Here is a 14,601-nt window from a genome sequence, read left to right on the forward strand (position 1 = left end):
TAAGGCGCGCCAGGTGGCGCGGTTCGGTTCAGGCCTGATCGATGATCCGGCTGCCGCTGCTTTGGTGCGTCTGGCCGTTCGCTCCATATAGCGTCTGGTGTTCGCTGCGCTTGAGGACCGCAAGCAGCTCGCTGGTCCGCTGAAGATGCATGGCAATCAGTTGTCCATTCAGGTCATGCAGTCGCTTGGCTTCGCGAGCCAAGTTCTTCACCGCCAGCCAGGTGTCGGCGGTCGCCTTTTGGTCAGGATGCACGGCCAGCCATTGCGACATTGCTTCGCGCGTATTCTCCCCTGGCGCCAGCTTCAGAATTTGGGCACGTATCTGTTCGTGGCGGTCCAGGTCTGCCAGAAGAATCAGTTTCCGATTGTTGATGTCGGACAACGAGCCAGGGTCGGCACGAACCAACGCCTCCTGTTCCTGCTTCAGGAGGGCGATAAAATCACCGAGCAGCGCGACTTCCTGCTGCGTTACAGGCTGTCCCGCTACCATCAGGCTTGACGTCTGCCGATCAATTCCCGTGCAGATTCGATCAGGCCGTCCGCGATGGCTTCCGGATTGATCTTGAAGCGTCCTTCGGCGATGGCCTGCTTGATTTCCTGAATCTTCGCGCTATTAACCGGCGGCTGGTCATTGCTCTGCAGGCTTCCCGCGAGCGAACTCAAGCTCACTGCATCCTGTGCTGCGTTCGCAGCAGGAGGGGCGGTTTGTTGCCTGGACGACGGCAGCGGTGACGCAGGCTTGTATGAATTGTCAATTTTCATTTTGGATCTCGCATTACTTTAGAACTCAATCCGGTTAACGACCAATTTTTCTGAAACTTTAGCCTAAAAAGAAATTTCAATGCTGCCATCGCTTTTGGCCCGGCCGCTGACGGTCTGGCCCGACGGCATGCGGATTTGAACAACTTCTCCCTCGGCCGCATTGGTCAATGCCTTGCCTTCGCTGCTCACCATGAAGCCGTTCCCTTGCGATATTACGCGGACAGTCTGGCCTAGGCGAATCACGATAGGCGCGATGAGCTGATTGCTCCGTAAGGGTTGTCCGGCTGCCAGCGAGTTCCGCACGGTTTTTCCGATAGCGGCGGACGCTTCGTTGACGACGCCCGGCGGAAGCGATTCGAGATCTCCGGTCGAGGTAACCAGATCGCCTGCAGTGATAACTTGACCGGCAGTCAGGGGGCGGGCCGTACTGACGTAGGTGCCCGTAACACTTATCTGGACGGGGACCAGAACGCTCCAGATATTCGGGCCAAGGCAGCGGACGGCGACATGGGTCTTGCCGCTCATGCGGGTGCCCGGAGGGGCATAGGCCTCATGCGCTGAGCAAGCGGGGAGGCGACTGACATCAACCTTGCCCAGGGTGATATTGACTTTGCCCGGCAGCCCCTGGGTTTGCATCCGGACGTAGCGTTCGGCGGTGTCGAGCACGGGGTCAAAATTTACAGCCCAAGACTGCGGCAGGCAGAGGAAAAAAATAAAGAGAATCAACAGGCGACAGAGCATGACGATATTTTGCCCGAGGCAGCTGCGCAACGGGGGATAAATCCGTTTGCCGGGCGGCAAGTTTTGCCGAGGCAAAGCAGGCGCCAGTATCGAAACTTGCCGTTTGAAGCGATAAGTCGTTATGGCATGGAAGGTGCTTTTCAGGAAGCGAGTCTTTTGGGAGTCCGCCATGAATAGTCTGCAACAGAACCTTTCGGTATTCAGCCAAGCCATGAATCTGCGCACGCAGCGCCATCAAGTGCTGGCGTCCAATATTGCCAATGCCGATACCCCCAATTACAAGGCGCGCGACTTCGATTTTGAAAAGGCCATGCAGAACGCGATGGCCGGGCGTAGCGGCGGCGGGCTGTCGCTGAGCACAACGACCCGTGGCCATATTGCCGGTGGCGGGGGCGGTGCCGCTGCCCTGCAGTTTCGTACCACGACCCAGTCGGCAGTCGATGGCAATACGGTCGATATGGACGTGGAGCGCTCGCAGATCGCCGAAAACGCGCTTCAGTACCAGATTGTCAGCCAGTTCATCAGCGATGAGTTCAAGGGCATGCGCAGTGCGTTGTCGAGCACCTCGAGTTAAGGAGTAGGGAATGAGCCTGTTCAATGTCTTTAAAGTGTCGTCGAGTGCGATGACTGCGCAGTCGATGCGCTTGAACACGACTGCATCGAACCTTGCCAATGCGGATAGCGTGATTTCCTCCGACGGCAAGCCCTATCGCGCCAAGCAGGTCGTGTTCGAAGCCACGCCGATGGGCGGCGCCGACGAAACGGCCAAGGGCGTCCGGGTTCGTCAGGTGGTTGAGGATGCATCGCCGCCGCGCATGGTCTATGACCCCAAGAATCCGTCCGCTGACGAGAAGGGCTATGTCGCTTTCCCGAACGTCAATGTCGTCGAGGAAATGACCAACATGATTTCGGCCTCGCGTTCGTATCAGACGAACATCGAGGTCATGAATACCGCCAAGACCATGATGCTGCGCACGCTTAGCATCGGTCAGGGCTAATCGGAGATTCTCATGACCACCACTTCCGTATCCCAAGCTGACACCATTGCCGCCCTCAATGGAACCAGAAGCTCGGTCAGCAAGAATCCGCAGTCGGCGGCAGAGTTGCAGAGCAGCTTTCTCAACATGCTCACCACGCAGCTGAAGAACCAGGATCCGCTGAAGCCGATGGACAATGCCCAGATGACCTCGCAGCTTGCGCAGATCAGCACGCTGCAGGGTATTCAGGGACTCAATACGACCCTGACCCAACTTTTGTCTTCCTACAATACGAGCCAGGCCTTGCAGGCTTCGGGATCGATAGGTTCCCAGGTGCTGACCGAAGGCAACAAGCTGCTCTTGAGCAAGGGTGTGGCGCAGGGAGGGGTCAGTCTGGGCAGCGCAGCCGACAAAGTCACGCTGACCATCAAGGATGCCACCGGCAAGATCGTACAGACCGAGGAACTCGGGAAGCAAAACGCTGGCATGGTCGCCTTTGCGTGGGATGGCAAGAATGCGGCGGGGGCCCAGCTGGCAGATGGCAAATACACCTTCGAGATCGCCGCGAGCAAGGCGGGGACCACGGTGAGTACGACACCGATTCAGGTTGGCACGGTATCTGCTGTAGTGAAGAACGGATCAGCGTTCCAACTCGAATTGTCGTCGGGCGATATGGTCGATTTCAACGAAGTACTGCAATTCATGTAATTCCGGGAGATAGCGATGGCATTCCAACAAGGGCTGAGCGGCCTAAATAGCTCCTCCAAGGCGCTGGACGTCACCAGCAACAACATCGCGAATGCGAGCACCGTGGGCTTTAAGACCTCGGCGGCACATTTTGCCGATGTCTACGCCGCCTCGCTATCGGGTGGTGGAGCAAGCCAGGTCGGGATCGGTACTTCGGTGAGCTCGATTGTCCAGCAATACACCCAGGGCAATATCACGACGACGAGCAATCCGCTCGATGTCGCGATCAATGGCGCCGGTTTCTATCGCATGGCTAAGGATGGCGCGGTGATGTATTCGCGCACCGGGCAATTTCACCTTGATGCCAATGGGTTCATGGTGAATGACGCAGGCGCCAATGTCACCGGGTATAGCGCTAACGCCAATGGCATCATCACACCGACCACGCCGTCTGCCCTGCAGATTTCGATGGCCGACATCCCGCCGCAAGTTACCGGTTCGACGTCAAAGGGCGTTGCCGCCCAACTCAACTTGGACTCGACCAAATCGGTCCCGGCAACCGCGTGGACGTCACCGGTTGGTGTCAATACACCCCAGACGGATACTTACAACTACTCGACCGCCACCACGATCTACGATACCTTGGGCAATCCCCATACGATGACGATGTATTTCGTTCGCGGTACCCCGACTGCTGCTGAAGCGCTGGCTGGGGCGACTGGTGCCTGGGATGTGCATTACCAGGTCGACGGGACTGCCGAGGCCAATGTGACGAGCTCGCCGAGTCGCCTGACATTCAACAGCTCGGGTACCTTGCTCTCGACCACGCCGATCGCCGGCTTCAGCATCAACCTGAACGGCGTCATGGCCAACCTCGGCAAGGCCAATAATGCAGCCAGCCCGCTGACGTTCAACATGGACTTCAACAAGACGACGCAGTACGGCAGTTCGTTCAGCGTCAGCGCCTTGAGTCAGGACGGCTACGCTGCCGGCCATATCGCCGGGATGTCGATTGGCAAGGACGGTATCGTTCAGGGCAACTACAGCAACGGGCAGACCCGCAACCTGGCGCAGATTGTTCTCGCCAACTTCGCCAATCCCAACGGTTTGATGGCAGTCGGCAACAACGCCTGGGTCGAGACCGCAGCATCCGGGCAGCCGCTGGTCGGCGCCCCGAACAGCGGGACGCTGGGGGTGCTGCAGTCGGGAGCGATTGAAGAATCCAACGTCGATCTGACCGCCGAGTTGGTGAACATGATCGTCCAGCAGCGCAACTACCAGGCAAGCTCACAATCCATCAAGACACAGGACCAGATCATGCAGACCCTGGTCAATCTCCGCTAAGCCTTTCGGAGACGTTTGAATGGACCGCCTGATCTACACCGCAATGACCGGCGCCAAGCATGTTTTCATGCAGCAGGCCGGCACAGCCAACAACCTGGCCAACGCGAGTACCGTCGGTTTCAAGGCTCAGGAGCACCGCTTCCGTGCCGTTCCGGTACTGGGCGATGGCATGCCGACGCGTGCCTTCGTGGTCGATGCGTCGGTCAGCGATGTGATGGACGAAGGTCCGTTGATGTTCACCGGCCGCAATCTGGATGTGGCGATCAACGGTCGAGGCTGGCTGGCGGTTCAGTTGCCGGATGGCAGCGAGGCCTACACCCGCGCGGGCAGTCTGGATGTCGATGTGACCGGCCTGCTGCAAACCAAGAGCGGCCACACGGTGATGGGGGATGGCGGACCGCTGAATATCCCGCCCGACAACACCATCGAAATCGCGCCGGATGGCACGGTGTCCGTGGTGCCGACGTTCGGTACGCCGAACAATGCCAATGCGATTGGCCGGATCAAGATGGTCAACCCGCCCGAGGCCGACATGGTGCGTGGCGCGGACGGCCTGTTTCGCCTGCGCGACAATCAGCCGGCGCCCACCGACGACCGGGTCAAGCTCACTTCCGGAACGCTCGAAGGCAGTAACGTCAATGTGACGGATGCGATGGTTAATCTGATCAGCTTGTCGCGCCAGTTCGAAATGCAAATCAAGATGTTGCAAACCGCCGACACCAATGCCCAGCGTGCGGATCAATTGCTCTCCCTGAATTCCTGATAGGACCTGAATCATGATCCGCTCACTATGGATTGCCCGTACCGGACTGGATGCCCAGCAGACCCAGCTCGACGTGATTTCCAACAACCTGGCCAACGTCAGCACCAATGGCTTCAAGCGCGGTCGTGCCGTATTCGAGGATCTGCTGTATCAAACCCTTCGTCAGCCGGGCTCGCAATCCAGCCAGCAGACGCAGGTGCCGAGTGGCCTGCAACTCGGTACCGGTGTCCGCCCGGTATCGACGGCGCGTATCTTTACCCAGGGCAACCTGCAAAAAACCGATTCGACGCTCGATGTCGCGATCCAAGGCAGCGGCTTCTTCCAGATCCTGCTGCCCGACGGGACGACCGGCTATACCCGTGACGGCTCTTTCCAGAAGGACAACCAGGGTCAGATCGTGACTTCGGATGGCTACCCGCTGCAGCCGAACATCACCATTCCGGCCAATGCCCTGTCGGTTGCCATCGGTTCAGACGGTACGGTAACGATTACCCAGCCGGGAACTGCGGCGGCGACGCAGATCGGCAGCATCCAGGTGGCGACCTTCATCAATCCGGGCGGTCTGCAGAGCATCGGTCAGAATCTGTACCTCGAAACCGCATCCAGCGGAACGCCGACCCCCAATACTCCGGGAACCAATGGCGCCGGCCAGGTTACCCAGGGCTATGTCGAGACATCCAATGTCAATGTGGCCGAAGAGCTGGTCACCATGATCCAGACACAACGCGCCTACGAGCTCAATTCCAAGGTGATTTCGACCTCCGATGCCATGCTCGGGCGCTTGACCCAGCTATGAGGTGATTTCATGAAACGCCTTGCCCTGATATCGCTCCTGCTGTCGGCCGGTTGCTCGACCGTGCCGCCTACCAACGTGCATCAGCCCATGTCGGCACGGCCCTCGCCACGCTTCGAAATGCCCAGCGGAAACGGTGCCATTTACCAGGCGAGCGGCAGTCGGCCGTTGTTCGAAGATCGGCGGGCCCGTTTTGTCGGGGACACGATCACGGTGAAAATCACCGAAAGCACCACGGCCTCGACCAAGTCGAACAACAAGCTCGATCAATCCAATGCCCAGAAATTTGGCCTGGGTGCATCGACGGGCATGTTCGGCCGCGTTTTGCCCGGCGCGGCGGATCTTTCGGCGAGCAGTTCGACGGCATTCAGTGGCAAGGGGGAAGCGGCAAACAACAATGTCTTCACCGGTAACATGACGGTCACCGTGATCGATGTGATGCCGAACGGGAATTTGCTGGTTTCCGGTGAAAAACAGGTGGCGATCGGGCATGAGCAGGAGTTCGTCCGTATCTCCGGCGTCATCAACCCGAGTTTCGTTGACGCTTTCAACACGGTCGAATCTTCCCGGATTGCCGATGCGCGCGTCGAGTACAAATCCGCCGGACAAATCAGCGATGGCCAGGTCATGGGGTGGCTGGCACGCTTCTTCCTTAATGTGATGCCGTTCTAAGAGTTTTTCTCCGGAGGCGCATCATGAAGACGAAAAGCGGCAAACTATTCCGGCAGGCGGCAATTCTGGCCGCTTGTCTGCTGCCGCTGTGGTGCCAGCCGGCACTGGCCGATCGCATCAAGGATCTGGCCAGCATCCAGGGGGTGCGCAACAACCAGTTGATCGGCTACGGCATTGTTGTCGGTCTCGACAACACCGGCGACCAGACCACGCAGACGCCATTTACCACCCAGGCCATCGCCAACATGCTGTCCCAGCTCGGCGTCAACCTGAGTCAGGACCAAGCGCAGAAATTGCAGCTCAAGAACGTCGCAGCCGTCATGGTGACAGCCAACCTGCCGCCGTTCTCCCGCCAGGGGCAGAGTATCGACGTCACGGTATCATCAATGGGCAATGCGAAGAGCCTGCGCGGCGGCACGTTGCTGATGACCCAGCTCAAGGGGGCTGATGGACAGGTGTATGCCATCGCCCAAGGGAACGTCATGGTCGGTGGTGCCGGTGCTTCTTCAGGCGGTTCCAAGGTGACCGTCAATCATCTGTCTGCCGGGCGTATTCCCGGTGGCGCCAGCGTCGAGCGTGCAGTTCCGACCATGCTGGGGCAGGGTGGGGTGGTCTATTACGAGTTGTCGAGTAGCGATTTCGGGACGGCCCAGAAGGTCGTCGATGCGATCAATCGAAGCGTCGGAGCGGGTACGGCCCAGGCGATCGATGGGCGGCGAATTGCCGTGCGTACGCCTGAAGATGCGGATAGCCGTGTCGCCTTCCTCGGCCGTGTCGAGAACATCGAAGTCCAGCCGGTCGCCGGCCTGGCCAAGGTTATCGTCAATCCGCGTACCGGTTCGGTCGTGATGAACCAGAAAGTGACGATCGAATCCTGCGCCGTGGCGCATGGCAATCTCTCGGTAGTCGTCGAGGCTGCTCAACCGCAATTCGGGCAGGGAGCGGATATCCAGGTCAAACAGGACGGCGTCAGCCTGATGAGTGTCAAGGCCGGTGCCAACTTGGCCGATGTGGTCAAGGCCTTGAATGCGCTGGGCGCAAATCCGATGGATCTGCTGGCGATTCTCCAGGCCATGAAGGCGGCCGGTGCACTACGCGCTGATCTCGAAATCATCTGATTCGGTTGGTGTCGATGAAAATCCAGAATTCGCCAAACCGGGCGGCTTTTGACGTCCAGTCGTCGCAGGATGTACGCACCCAGTTCGCCAAGAATCCCCAGGAAGGTCTGAAGGCCGCAGCGCAGCAGTTTGAGACCCTATTCCTGCAACAAGTCATCAAAAGCATGCGCGACGCGACGCCGCAAGATGGCTTGATGAATAGCGACCAGTCGCGCTTCTACACTGGATTGCTCGATCAGCAGATGGCGCAGAATATTGCCGGCACCGGCAAGGGCCTTGGTTTTGCCCGCCTGATCGAACAGCAGCTCGGCCGCAACATGCAAAATGGTGATGGCAGCGCCAATCTTGCAGCACCGGCAAATGCTGCCGGCAATGCCTTGCCGTTGACCACCGCTGATAGTCGCCACTTGCAGCAAGTTGCGGTTCCCGGAAAGTTGCCGACCTCGGCGGCCTATGCGCCTGTGGGTGCGGCGAGTGGCGCAGCAACGGCAGCCACCGATGTGCCGGCGTCTGCGAAGGAATTCGTCAATCGCGTCTGGCCACAGGCTGTCGAAGCCTCGCGCTCGACCGGCATTCCCCCGCAGTTTGTGGTTGCGCACGCAGCGCTTGAAAGCGGCTGGGGGCGGAGCGAGATTCGGCGCGCCGATGGCTCGACCAGCCATAACCTGTTTGGGATCAAGGCTGGCAAGAACTGGAATGGGCCCACGGTTGATGCGGTGACGACGGAATACGTCGATGGTCAGCCGCAGCAGAGCGTTGAGCGTTTTCGTGCCTATGCGTCCTATGACGAGGCTTTCCGCGATTACGCCGGCCTCCTGCGCAGCAATCCACGCTACAGCGGCGTGATCGGGTCGCAGGATGGCGCGGAGTTTGCTAAAGGTCTACAGCGGGCAGGTTATGCAACCGATCCGGCCTACGCCGACAAGCTGACCCGGATCATCAGTGGCCCCAGCCTGCGCATGGCATTGCTCGGATAAGGATCAAGTTACTTCCGTTTGTGCCGTAAACAAACGGGAAGGAGATAGGAATGGCTAGCGGCTTACTCAGTATTGCGATGACCGGCATTAACGCGGCACAGGCCGGCTTGATGACGACGAGCAATAACATTTCAAACCTCAATACTGAGGGCTATAACCGTCAGCGCATTATCCAGGCGTCCAATTTCACGGTGATGACGGGGGCTGGCGGCTTGGGGCAGGGCGCGCATGTCGTCACGGTCGAGCGCATGTACAGCCAGGCACTTGACAAGCAGGTGCTGACGGCGCAGAGCAGTGTCAGTTCGTTGGATACCTACTTAGGCCAGATTTCGCAGATCGACAACATGCTGGCCGATCAGAGTGCCGGTCTGACCCCGGTGATGCAGCAATTTTTCGATGGTATTCAGGCCGTCGCCAGCAATCCGTCGTCGATTTCGGCTCGCCAGTCGATGGTGACGGCAGCATCCACCATGGTCGGCAGTTTTCAGAGCATGTATACCCGTCTCGACGAGCTGGAGAAGGGCGTCAATTCCCAGGTCAGCAGCATGGTGAACACCATCAACGGGTACACGCAGCAGATCGGCGAGATCAACGACAACATCCTGAAATCCAGCGCCCTTAACGGCCAGCCAGCCAATGATTTGCTGGACAAGCGCGACCAGCTGGTGGCCGACCTGAACAAGTTGGTCAAGGTGGATGTGTCGACCAATGACGATGGTACGTTCAACGTTTTCGTCGGCAGCGGGCAGCAACTGGTGGTGGGTAGCCGGGTGACGCAGATGGCGGCGATCGGGTCGGCGGCCGACCCCTCGCGCATCGTCGTCGGTTTGGTCGGTGCGACAGGCGTGGTTCAGGAACTGCCGGAGTCGCTGATCACCGGCGGCAGTCTGGGCGGGCTGATCAGTTTCCGTTCGCAGGCGCTCGATACGGCATTCAACCAGTTGGGATTGATGGCCGCTTCCGTTACCTCCACCTTCAATGCCCAGCATGCGCTGGGTCAGGATATGTTGGGGAAGATTTCCGGCGATCCCGGTTTCATCTCCAACTTTTTCTCGGTGACGGCGCCGACGGTGATCGCCAAGTCGAGCAATGCCCCGGCCGGGCCGACGGTGTCCGCCAGCTTCTCGGCTGCAAGCTACAACGGCAGCAATTTTTATACGAATCTGACTGGCAGCGATTATCAGCTCTCTTATGATGGAGCGAATTTCTCGCTGAAGCGCCTTTCCGACAATACGACGTGGACCGGCGCTTCCATCGGTGCACTCAACACAGCGGTGGCGATTTCTTCACAAGGTCCGCAAGGATTCACGCTCAGCGCTACAGCCGGCGCATTTGCCGCCGGCGACAGCTTCCTGATCCAGCCGACGCGTGATGCAGCCCGGTTGTTTTCGGTAGATCCGAACCTCGCGGCCGATCCGCGCCTGATCGCGGCGGGCACGCCGGCTCGCGGTGGCGTGGGGCTGACCAATGCCGGCGCCGCCACGGTTGGCTCGGTCAGCGTTGGTCCCGGCTATTCGGTCAATGGCATGCCCTTGACCTTGAACTATAACGGGGGCAACTTGAGCGGCTTCCCCGCCGGGACGGTAACCGTCACGAACGGTTCGACTACTACTACCTATCCGATCACGCTGCCGACTGATACGGTGCCCTATACTTCGGGGGCGATCCTGTCGATTAATGCGACCACTCCGGCGACCTCCCCGTCCGCTATTTCCTTCAGCATCTCGGGAACCCCCGCTAACGGCGATGTGTTCCGTCTGTCCAAGAATGTCAGCGGGGTTGAGGATGGCGGCAATATCGTCCGTCTCGGCAAGCTCCAGATCCAGAACACCATGGCGGGAGGCCAATCCACCTATCAGGATAGCTATGCCGCTTTTGTGAACGATATCGGCAACAAAACCGCGTCGGCCGACGTGTCGTCGTCAGCCCAGACTGCGTTGCTGAGCCAGGCGACTGCCGCCCGCGAGTCGGTGTCCGGGGTGAATCGCGACGAGGAGGCTGCAAAACTCGTCGAGTATCAGCAGGCCTATATGGCATCGGCCAAGGTGATGGAGATCGCCTCCAAGCTGTTCGATACCCTGATGTCCATCCGCTAGGCGAGGGAGTAGATCATGAGCATGCGAGTCAGTACAGCACAAATCAACAGCTCGGGAACTAGCGGAATCGTCCGTTTGCAGAGCGATCTATATACGCAGCAGAATCAGATATCGACGGGGCGCCGGGTTGTGACCCCCAAGGATGATCCGGTGGGGGCGGCACAGGCGCTGGTTGTCACGCAGTCGCAGTCGGTGAATGCCTTGTTCATGAAGAACCAGGAGACGGCGCAGACTAGGCTGAATGCGCTGGATGCCACACTCGATGGTGTCAATAACGAGCTGAGCGCGATTTATGAGAAGGCCGTGTCTGCCGGCAATGGAACTTATTCGGATGCCGAACGTGCGGCGGTAGCCAATGAGCTCGAGCAGCGACTCGGTAGTTTGATCAGCCTTGCCAATACGCAGGATGGCACCGGCCGCTATGTTTTTGGCGGATTCCAGTCCACGACGAAGCCCTTCGATCTGAGCGGCAACGCCAGCCCCTATTCGCTGGCCAATCCTTATGTCAGCTATGCCGGCGACGATGGCGTGCAGATGCTGCAGGTTACCGCCAGCGTGTCCATGAGCATCAGTTCGCCGGGTAGCGAAGTGTTCATGCGGGCCAAGGATTCATCCGGCAATGTGACGGGGAACAGCATATTCGATTCGGTCAAGAATATGGTGGATCTGCTGAGAACCCCCGGTCCGAGCGGAACATCTCCGGTCTATGCCAATTCGCTGGCGGGCATCCGTTCCTCGATGGATAGCATTTCCCAGGTTCGCGCCACCGTGGGTTCCAGCCTGTCATCGCTGGATACCCTCAGCAATACGTCGAGCGATCGCGATGTGCAGTACAAGACCCAGTTGTCCAATCTCCAGGATCTCGATTATGCGAGCGCGATCACCAGCCTTTCGCAGAAAAAGATTCAACTGGAAGCTTCACAGACAACGTACATGATGATTGCCAAACTGAGCCTTTTTGATCACCTATGATGCAGGGAAAGTATATCGTTGGGCTCGCCTTGTCTGCCGCGCTGCTTGCGGGCTGCAGTTCCGTTGGCGATTCGCAGAAACCCTTGATTCCGGCGAAGGCCATCCAGCTCACAGCAGGGACCTCCATATCCCTGTCTACTCTGGCGACGGGAGCGCTGATCATCGGTGCGGTTCATCTTTTTTATGATCCGCTGGCGCCGAATTGGGAAATCGAAGAGGCGCGACTCGATAACGATACCTATCGCTTCTCCATGAAAATGAAGCGCTACCATACCGGAGGGGCCGGAGAGTCGATCCAGATTCTCAAGCGTCGCGCCGGGCAACTGCAGCGCGAACAGGGCTACGCCGCCTATCAGCTCATGGAATATTCGGAAGGTATCGACTCACAGACGCTCGGCGCCCGCCGCGTCGCGGAAGGAACGATCAGGCTGGTCCAGCGCCAGCAGGCTGACTCGTTCATGCTCAACGAGTACAACTAGGTTCCCGGCACCACATAGCCGAGCATTGCGCTCATGGCGTATTCGAACATCGCCTGCAAGGGTGACGCCAGGTAGCTGAAGCAGATGGCGATGGCGATGAAGCCGCCGGCAAGCGTCAGGGGGAAGCCCAGCGCAAACAGGTTGAGCTGCGGGGCCGCTTTGGTCAGTATCCCCAGCGCAAGGTTGGTGATCATCAAAGCAATGATGACGGGCAATGACAGCAGCAGCCCCGTCGAGAATATTTTTCCACCCAATTCGCTCAGATTGAGCCAGCTTCCTGCAGCGGGCAGCGGGCCGCCGACCGGGATGGCAACGAAACTTTGGGCCAGCGTGGCGACAAATAGCAGATGACCGTTCAGCGACAGGAAGGTGAGCAGGGTGATGACGCCGAGAAACTCCGCAATGACCGGCGTTTGTGACGAGTTGAGCGGGTCGTAGAAGGTGGCGAAACCGAGGCCCATCTGGTTGCTGATAAAGGTGCCGGCAAGGTCGACTGCGGCAAATATAATGCGGGCGGAGAAACCCATACCGACGCCGATCAGCATTTGTTGCACCATGATCCACAATCCGGTCAGCGAGCCCGGTTCTCCTTTGGGCATGTCGGGGAGGCTGGGGGCAAGCGCGACCGCGATGGCAATTCCCAGAATCAACCGTGTGCGTTGGGGAATGCCAACCGTGTTCCAAAGCGGTGCTGTGGCGATAAAAGCAAGAATGCGCACCAGTGGGTAAACGAAGGCGGCAATCCAGACATCAATCTGGGCGGAGGTTAGGCTGATCATTTCAGCCGATCAACTGCGGAATGCTCTCAAACAGGCGCTGGATGTAATCCATCAGATACTGAAGCATCCATGGTCCGACCAGCAGCAGCACCAGAAACATGACGACCAGTTTGGGAACAAACTGCAGCGTGCTTTCATTGAGCTGGGTTGCGGCTTGAAAAATGCTGATGACCAGGCCGACGACAAGCGCCGCGAGCAGCATCGGGGCCGAGATGATCAGCGTCACCTCGACCGCTTGGCGGCCAATTTCCATGACGGTATTGGGGGTCATGCGCCGAAGCTCTGAACCAGGGAGCCGATCACCAAGTGCCAGCCATCAACCAGAACGAACAGCATCAATTTGAAGGGCAGGGCGATCATCACGGGCGACATCATCATCATGCCCATCGACATCAGGAGACTGGCAACAACCATATCGATGACGAGGAAGGGGATGAAAATGATGAAGGCGATCTGGAAAGCCGTCTTCAACTCGCTGATAACAAAGGCCGGAACCAGGATGCGCAAGGGAATATCGTCAGGCTTCTCGAGGCGCTCGATCTTGGCGATACCGGCAAATAGCGCCAGATCCGATTCCCGGGTCTGCTTGAGCATGAACCCGCGCATTGGGATGGCGGCCCGCTCGGCCGCCTGCATGATGTTGATCCGGTTCTCGGAAAGCGGCAGGTAGGCCTCGGTATAGACCCGGTCCAGAACCGGCGACATGACGAAGAAGGTCAGGAACAACGAAAGGCCGACGATGATCTGGTTTGGCGGCGCAGTTTGCGTACCCAGGGCATGGCGAAGCAAGGAGAGCACGATGACGATGCGCGTGAACCCCGTCATCATCAGCACGGCGGCCGGGATGAAGGTCAGCGCTGTCATCAACAGCAGCGTCTGGATGGTCAGCGAATAGGTAGTGCCGCCGCCAGGAGTCGGCGTACTGTTGATTGCCGGCAACCCGCTGGCCTGAGCCATGACGAGACCTGCTGGCAGCAGCAAGGCGAGGGCGAGAAAGACGCGCTTAGTCATTGCGGCGACGCTCGGTAACGGATTTCAACCACTGCGCAAAAGGTTTATCGGCTTCGCCAGAAGCCTCTTCCGGGGCCAGCAGGGAGCCCTTGCTCATTCGGTGCAAGGTACGAATCTGTCCGGGGACAATGCCGATGACCAGCCAGTCATCACCGATTTCAACAAGAACGATACGCTCGCGTGGCCCCAGTGCGACCCCGCCGATTACTTTCATACCCCCGTGCCCAAACCCCTTGCCGCCAGAAAGCTTGCGCGCAACCCAGGCGGTGCCGGCGAGTGCAGCGACAATCAGTGCCAGGGCAAGGCCAGCCTGGACGTAACTGCCAAACCCCAGTCCGGGGCTGGGAGTATCGGACGCCATCGCATAGGTCGAGGCAAGAAAAAGGGTGAGGAAATGGAGCACAGGCGCGGTAGCGGGTAGCGAAGATTG

19 protein-coding genes are annotated in these 14,601 nt (G+C 58.8%); 12 read left to right on the plus strand and 7 right to left on the minus strand.

Annotated elements, in window-relative coordinates; translation table 11 throughout:
* Nucleotides 1-28: 28 nt before the first annotated feature.
* The 3 genes from LZ012_RS17680 to flgA all read right to left on the minus strand — a co-directional run bounded on the left by LZ012_RS17680 (nucleotide 29) and on the right by flgA (nucleotide 1,674).
* Complete coding sequence (locus LZ012_RS17680) at nucleotides 29-490, minus strand: flagella synthesis protein FlgN (RefSeq protein WP_275712224.1); 462 nt, start codon at nucleotides 488-490, stop codon at nucleotides 29-31.
* Nucleotides 490-762, minus strand: a complete 273-nt coding sequence (gene flgM, locus LZ012_RS17685) for a flagellar biosynthesis anti-sigma factor FlgM (RefSeq protein ID WP_275712225.1) — start codon at nucleotides 760-762, stop codon at nucleotides 490-492. The genes LZ012_RS17680 and flgM overlap by 1 nt, the downstream gene beginning before the upstream one ends.
* A 63-nt stretch (nucleotides 763-825) precedes the next feature.
* On the minus strand, nucleotides 826-1,674 hold the full coding sequence (gene flgA / locus LZ012_RS17690) for a flagellar basal body P-ring formation chaperone FlgA (RefSeq protein WP_275712226.1): 849 nt from the start codon (nucleotides 1,672-1,674) through the stop codon (nucleotides 826-828).
* Here flgA and flgB point away from each other — a divergent pair.
* From flgB to LZ012_RS17750, 12 genes are read left to right on the plus strand one after another with little or no spacing between them, the layout of a single operon-like run.
* Entirely contained in the window at nucleotides 1,673-2,077 is a 405-nt protein-coding gene (gene flgB, locus LZ012_RS17695) for a flagellar basal body rod protein FlgB (RefSeq protein WP_275712227.1), read from the plus strand. The genes flgA and flgB overlap by 2 nt on opposite strands.
* A gap of 10 nt (nucleotides 2,078-2,087) precedes the next feature.
* A complete protein-coding gene (gene flgC / locus LZ012_RS17700; RefSeq protein WP_275712228.1) occupies nucleotides 2,088-2,501 on the plus strand; it encodes a flagellar basal body rod protein FlgC in 414 nt (137 codons plus the stop codon).
* Nucleotides 2,502-2,513: 12 nt separating this feature from the next.
* Nucleotides 2,514-3,188, plus strand: a complete 675-nt coding sequence (locus LZ012_RS17705; protein WP_275712229.1) for a flagellar hook assembly protein FlgD — start codon at nucleotides 2,514-2,516, stop codon at nucleotides 3,186-3,188.
* 15 nt (nucleotides 3,189-3,203) lie between these two features.
* A complete protein-coding gene (gene flgE, locus LZ012_RS17710) occupies nucleotides 3,204-4,511 on the plus strand; it encodes a flagellar hook protein FlgE (protein ID WP_275712230.1) in 1,308 nt (435 codons plus the stop codon).
* Nucleotides 4,512-4,530: 19 nt separating this feature from the next.
* A complete protein-coding gene (locus tag LZ012_RS17715) occupies nucleotides 4,531-5,274 on the plus strand; it encodes a flagellar basal body rod protein FlgF (protein ID WP_275712232.1) in 744 nt (247 codons plus the stop codon).
* Between the two features lie 13 nt (nucleotides 5,275-5,287).
* Complete coding sequence (flgG, locus tag LZ012_RS17720) at nucleotides 5,288-6,070, plus strand: flagellar basal-body rod protein FlgG (RefSeq protein WP_275712233.1); 783 nt, start codon at nucleotides 5,288-5,290, stop codon at nucleotides 6,068-6,070.
* A 9-nt stretch (nucleotides 6,071-6,079) separates the two neighbouring features.
* A complete protein-coding gene (locus tag LZ012_RS17725; RefSeq protein ID WP_275712234.1) occupies nucleotides 6,080-6,739 on the plus strand; it encodes a flagellar basal body L-ring protein FlgH in 660 nt (219 codons plus the stop codon).
* 23 nt (nucleotides 6,740-6,762) lie between these two features.
* Entirely contained in the window at nucleotides 6,763-7,857 is a 1,095-nt protein-coding gene (locus tag LZ012_RS17730; protein ID WP_275712235.1) for a flagellar basal body P-ring protein FlgI, read from the plus strand.
* Nucleotides 7,858-7,871: 14 nt separating this feature from the next.
* Nucleotides 7,872-8,834, plus strand: a complete 963-nt coding sequence (gene flgJ, locus LZ012_RS17735; RefSeq protein ID WP_275712236.1) for a flagellar assembly peptidoglycan hydrolase FlgJ — start codon at nucleotides 7,872-7,874, stop codon at nucleotides 8,832-8,834.
* A gap of 50 nt (nucleotides 8,835-8,884) precedes the next feature.
* A complete protein-coding gene (gene flgK / locus LZ012_RS17740; protein ID WP_275712238.1) occupies nucleotides 8,885-10,930 on the plus strand; it encodes a flagellar hook-associated protein FlgK in 2,046 nt (681 codons plus the stop codon).
* Nucleotides 10,931-10,945: 15 nt separating this feature from the next.
* The gene (gene flgL, locus LZ012_RS17745) at nucleotides 10,946-11,902 is read left to right on the plus strand and encodes a flagellar hook-associated protein FlgL (RefSeq protein ID WP_275712239.1); all 957 of its coding nucleotides are present in this window, start codon (nucleotides 10,946-10,948) and stop codon (nucleotides 11,900-11,902) included.
* The gene (locus tag LZ012_RS17750) at nucleotides 11,899-12,381 is read left to right on the plus strand and encodes a hypothetical protein (protein ID WP_275712240.1); all 483 of its coding nucleotides are present in this window, start codon (nucleotides 11,899-11,901) and stop codon (nucleotides 12,379-12,381) included. The genes flgL and LZ012_RS17750 overlap by 4 nt, the downstream gene beginning before the upstream one ends.
* On the opposite strand, the gene fliR is transcribed toward LZ012_RS17750, so the two are convergent.
* Genes fliR through fliO form a run of 4 tightly spaced genes read right to left on the minus strand, consistent with a single transcriptional unit; the run spans nucleotide 12,378 to nucleotide 14,574 of the window.
* On the minus strand, nucleotides 12,378-13,160 hold the full coding sequence (gene fliR / locus LZ012_RS17755) for a flagellar biosynthetic protein FliR (RefSeq protein WP_275712241.1): 783 nt from the start codon (nucleotides 13,158-13,160) through the stop codon (nucleotides 12,378-12,380). The two genes, LZ012_RS17750 and fliR, sit on opposite strands and share 4 nt — an antisense overlap.
* 1 nt (nucleotide 13,161) lies before the next feature.
* The gene (fliQ, locus tag LZ012_RS17760; protein WP_275712242.1) at nucleotides 13,162-13,431 is read right to left on the minus strand and encodes a flagellar biosynthesis protein FliQ; all 270 of its coding nucleotides are present in this window, start codon (nucleotides 13,429-13,431) and stop codon (nucleotides 13,162-13,164) included.
* Nucleotides 13,428-14,171, minus strand: coding sequence for a flagellar type III secretion system pore protein FliP (gene fliP / locus LZ012_RS17765; RefSeq protein WP_275712243.1), 744 nt, complete (start codon nucleotides 14,169-14,171; stop codon nucleotides 13,428-13,430). Before fliP ends, fliQ begins: the two co-directional genes overlap by 4 nt.
* Nucleotides 14,164-14,574 (minus strand): flagellar biosynthetic protein FliO, encoded by a 411-nt coding sequence (gene fliO, locus LZ012_RS17770; protein WP_275712245.1) that lies wholly within the window; start codon nucleotides 14,572-14,574, stop codon nucleotides 14,164-14,166. The genes fliP and fliO overlap by 8 nt, the downstream gene beginning before the upstream one ends.
* Nucleotides 14,575-14,601: the final 27 nt, after the last annotated feature.

The organism is Dechloromonas hankyongensis, from assembly GCF_022012295.1.
Classification (GTDB): Bacteria; Pseudomonadota; Gammaproteobacteria; order Burkholderiales; family Rhodocyclaceae; genus Azonexus; species Azonexus hankyongensis.

Bases quoted from the DNA above. Each gene is read 5' to 3' on its own strand.
- LZ012_RS17680 (WP_275712224.1), bottom strand. From the start codon at position 490: ATGGTAGCGGGACAGCCTGTAACGCAGCAGGAAGTCGCGCTGCTCGGT.
- flgM (WP_275712225.1), bottom strand. From the start codon at position 762: ATGAAAATTGACAATTCATACAAGCCTGCGTCACCGCTGCCGTCGTCC.
- flgB (WP_275712227.1), top strand. From the start codon at position 1,673: ATGAATAGTCTGCAACAGAACCTTTCGGTATTCAGCCAAGCCATGAAT.
- flgA (WP_275712226.1), bottom strand. From the start codon at position 1,674: ATGGCGGACTCCCAAAAGACTCGCTTCCTGAAAAGCACCTTCCATGCC.
- flgC (WP_275712228.1), top strand. From the start codon at position 2,088: ATGAGCCTGTTCAATGTCTTTAAAGTGTCGTCGAGTGCGATGACTGCG.
- LZ012_RS17705 (WP_275712229.1), top strand. From the start codon at position 2,514: ATGACCACCACTTCCGTATCCCAAGCTGACACCATTGCCGCCCTCAAT.
- flgE (WP_275712230.1), top strand. From the start codon at position 3,204: ATGGCATTCCAACAAGGGCTGAGCGGCCTAAATAGCTCCTCCAAGGCG.
- LZ012_RS17715 (WP_275712232.1), top strand. From the start codon at position 4,531: ATGGACCGCCTGATCTACACCGCAATGACCGGCGCCAAGCATGTTTTC.
- flgG (WP_275712233.1), top strand. From the start codon at position 5,288: ATGATCCGCTCACTATGGATTGCCCGTACCGGACTGGATGCCCAGCAG.
- LZ012_RS17725 (WP_275712234.1), top strand. From the start codon at position 6,080: ATGAAACGCCTTGCCCTGATATCGCTCCTGCTGTCGGCCGGTTGCTCG.
- LZ012_RS17730 (WP_275712235.1), top strand. From the start codon at position 6,763: ATGAAGACGAAAAGCGGCAAACTATTCCGGCAGGCGGCAATTCTGGCC.
- flgJ (WP_275712236.1), top strand. From the start codon at position 7,872: ATGAAAATCCAGAATTCGCCAAACCGGGCGGCTTTTGACGTCCAGTCG.
- flgK (WP_275712238.1), top strand. From the start codon at position 8,885: ATGGCTAGCGGCTTACTCAGTATTGCGATGACCGGCATTAACGCGGCA.
- flgL (WP_275712239.1), top strand. From the start codon at position 10,946: ATGAGCATGCGAGTCAGTACAGCACAAATCAACAGCTCGGGAACTAGC.
- LZ012_RS17750 (WP_275712240.1), top strand. From the start codon at position 11,899: ATGATGCAGGGAAAGTATATCGTTGGGCTCGCCTTGTCTGCCGCGCTG.
- fliR (WP_275712241.1), bottom strand. From the start codon at position 13,160: ATGATCAGCCTAACCTCCGCCCAGATTGATGTCTGGATTGCCGCCTTC.
- fliQ (WP_275712242.1), bottom strand. From the start codon at position 13,431: ATGACCCCCAATACCGTCATGGAAATTGGCCGCCAAGCGGTCGAGGTG.
- fliP (WP_275712243.1), bottom strand. From the start codon at position 14,171: ATGACTAAGCGCGTCTTTCTCGCCCTCGCCTTGCTGCTGCCAGCAGGT.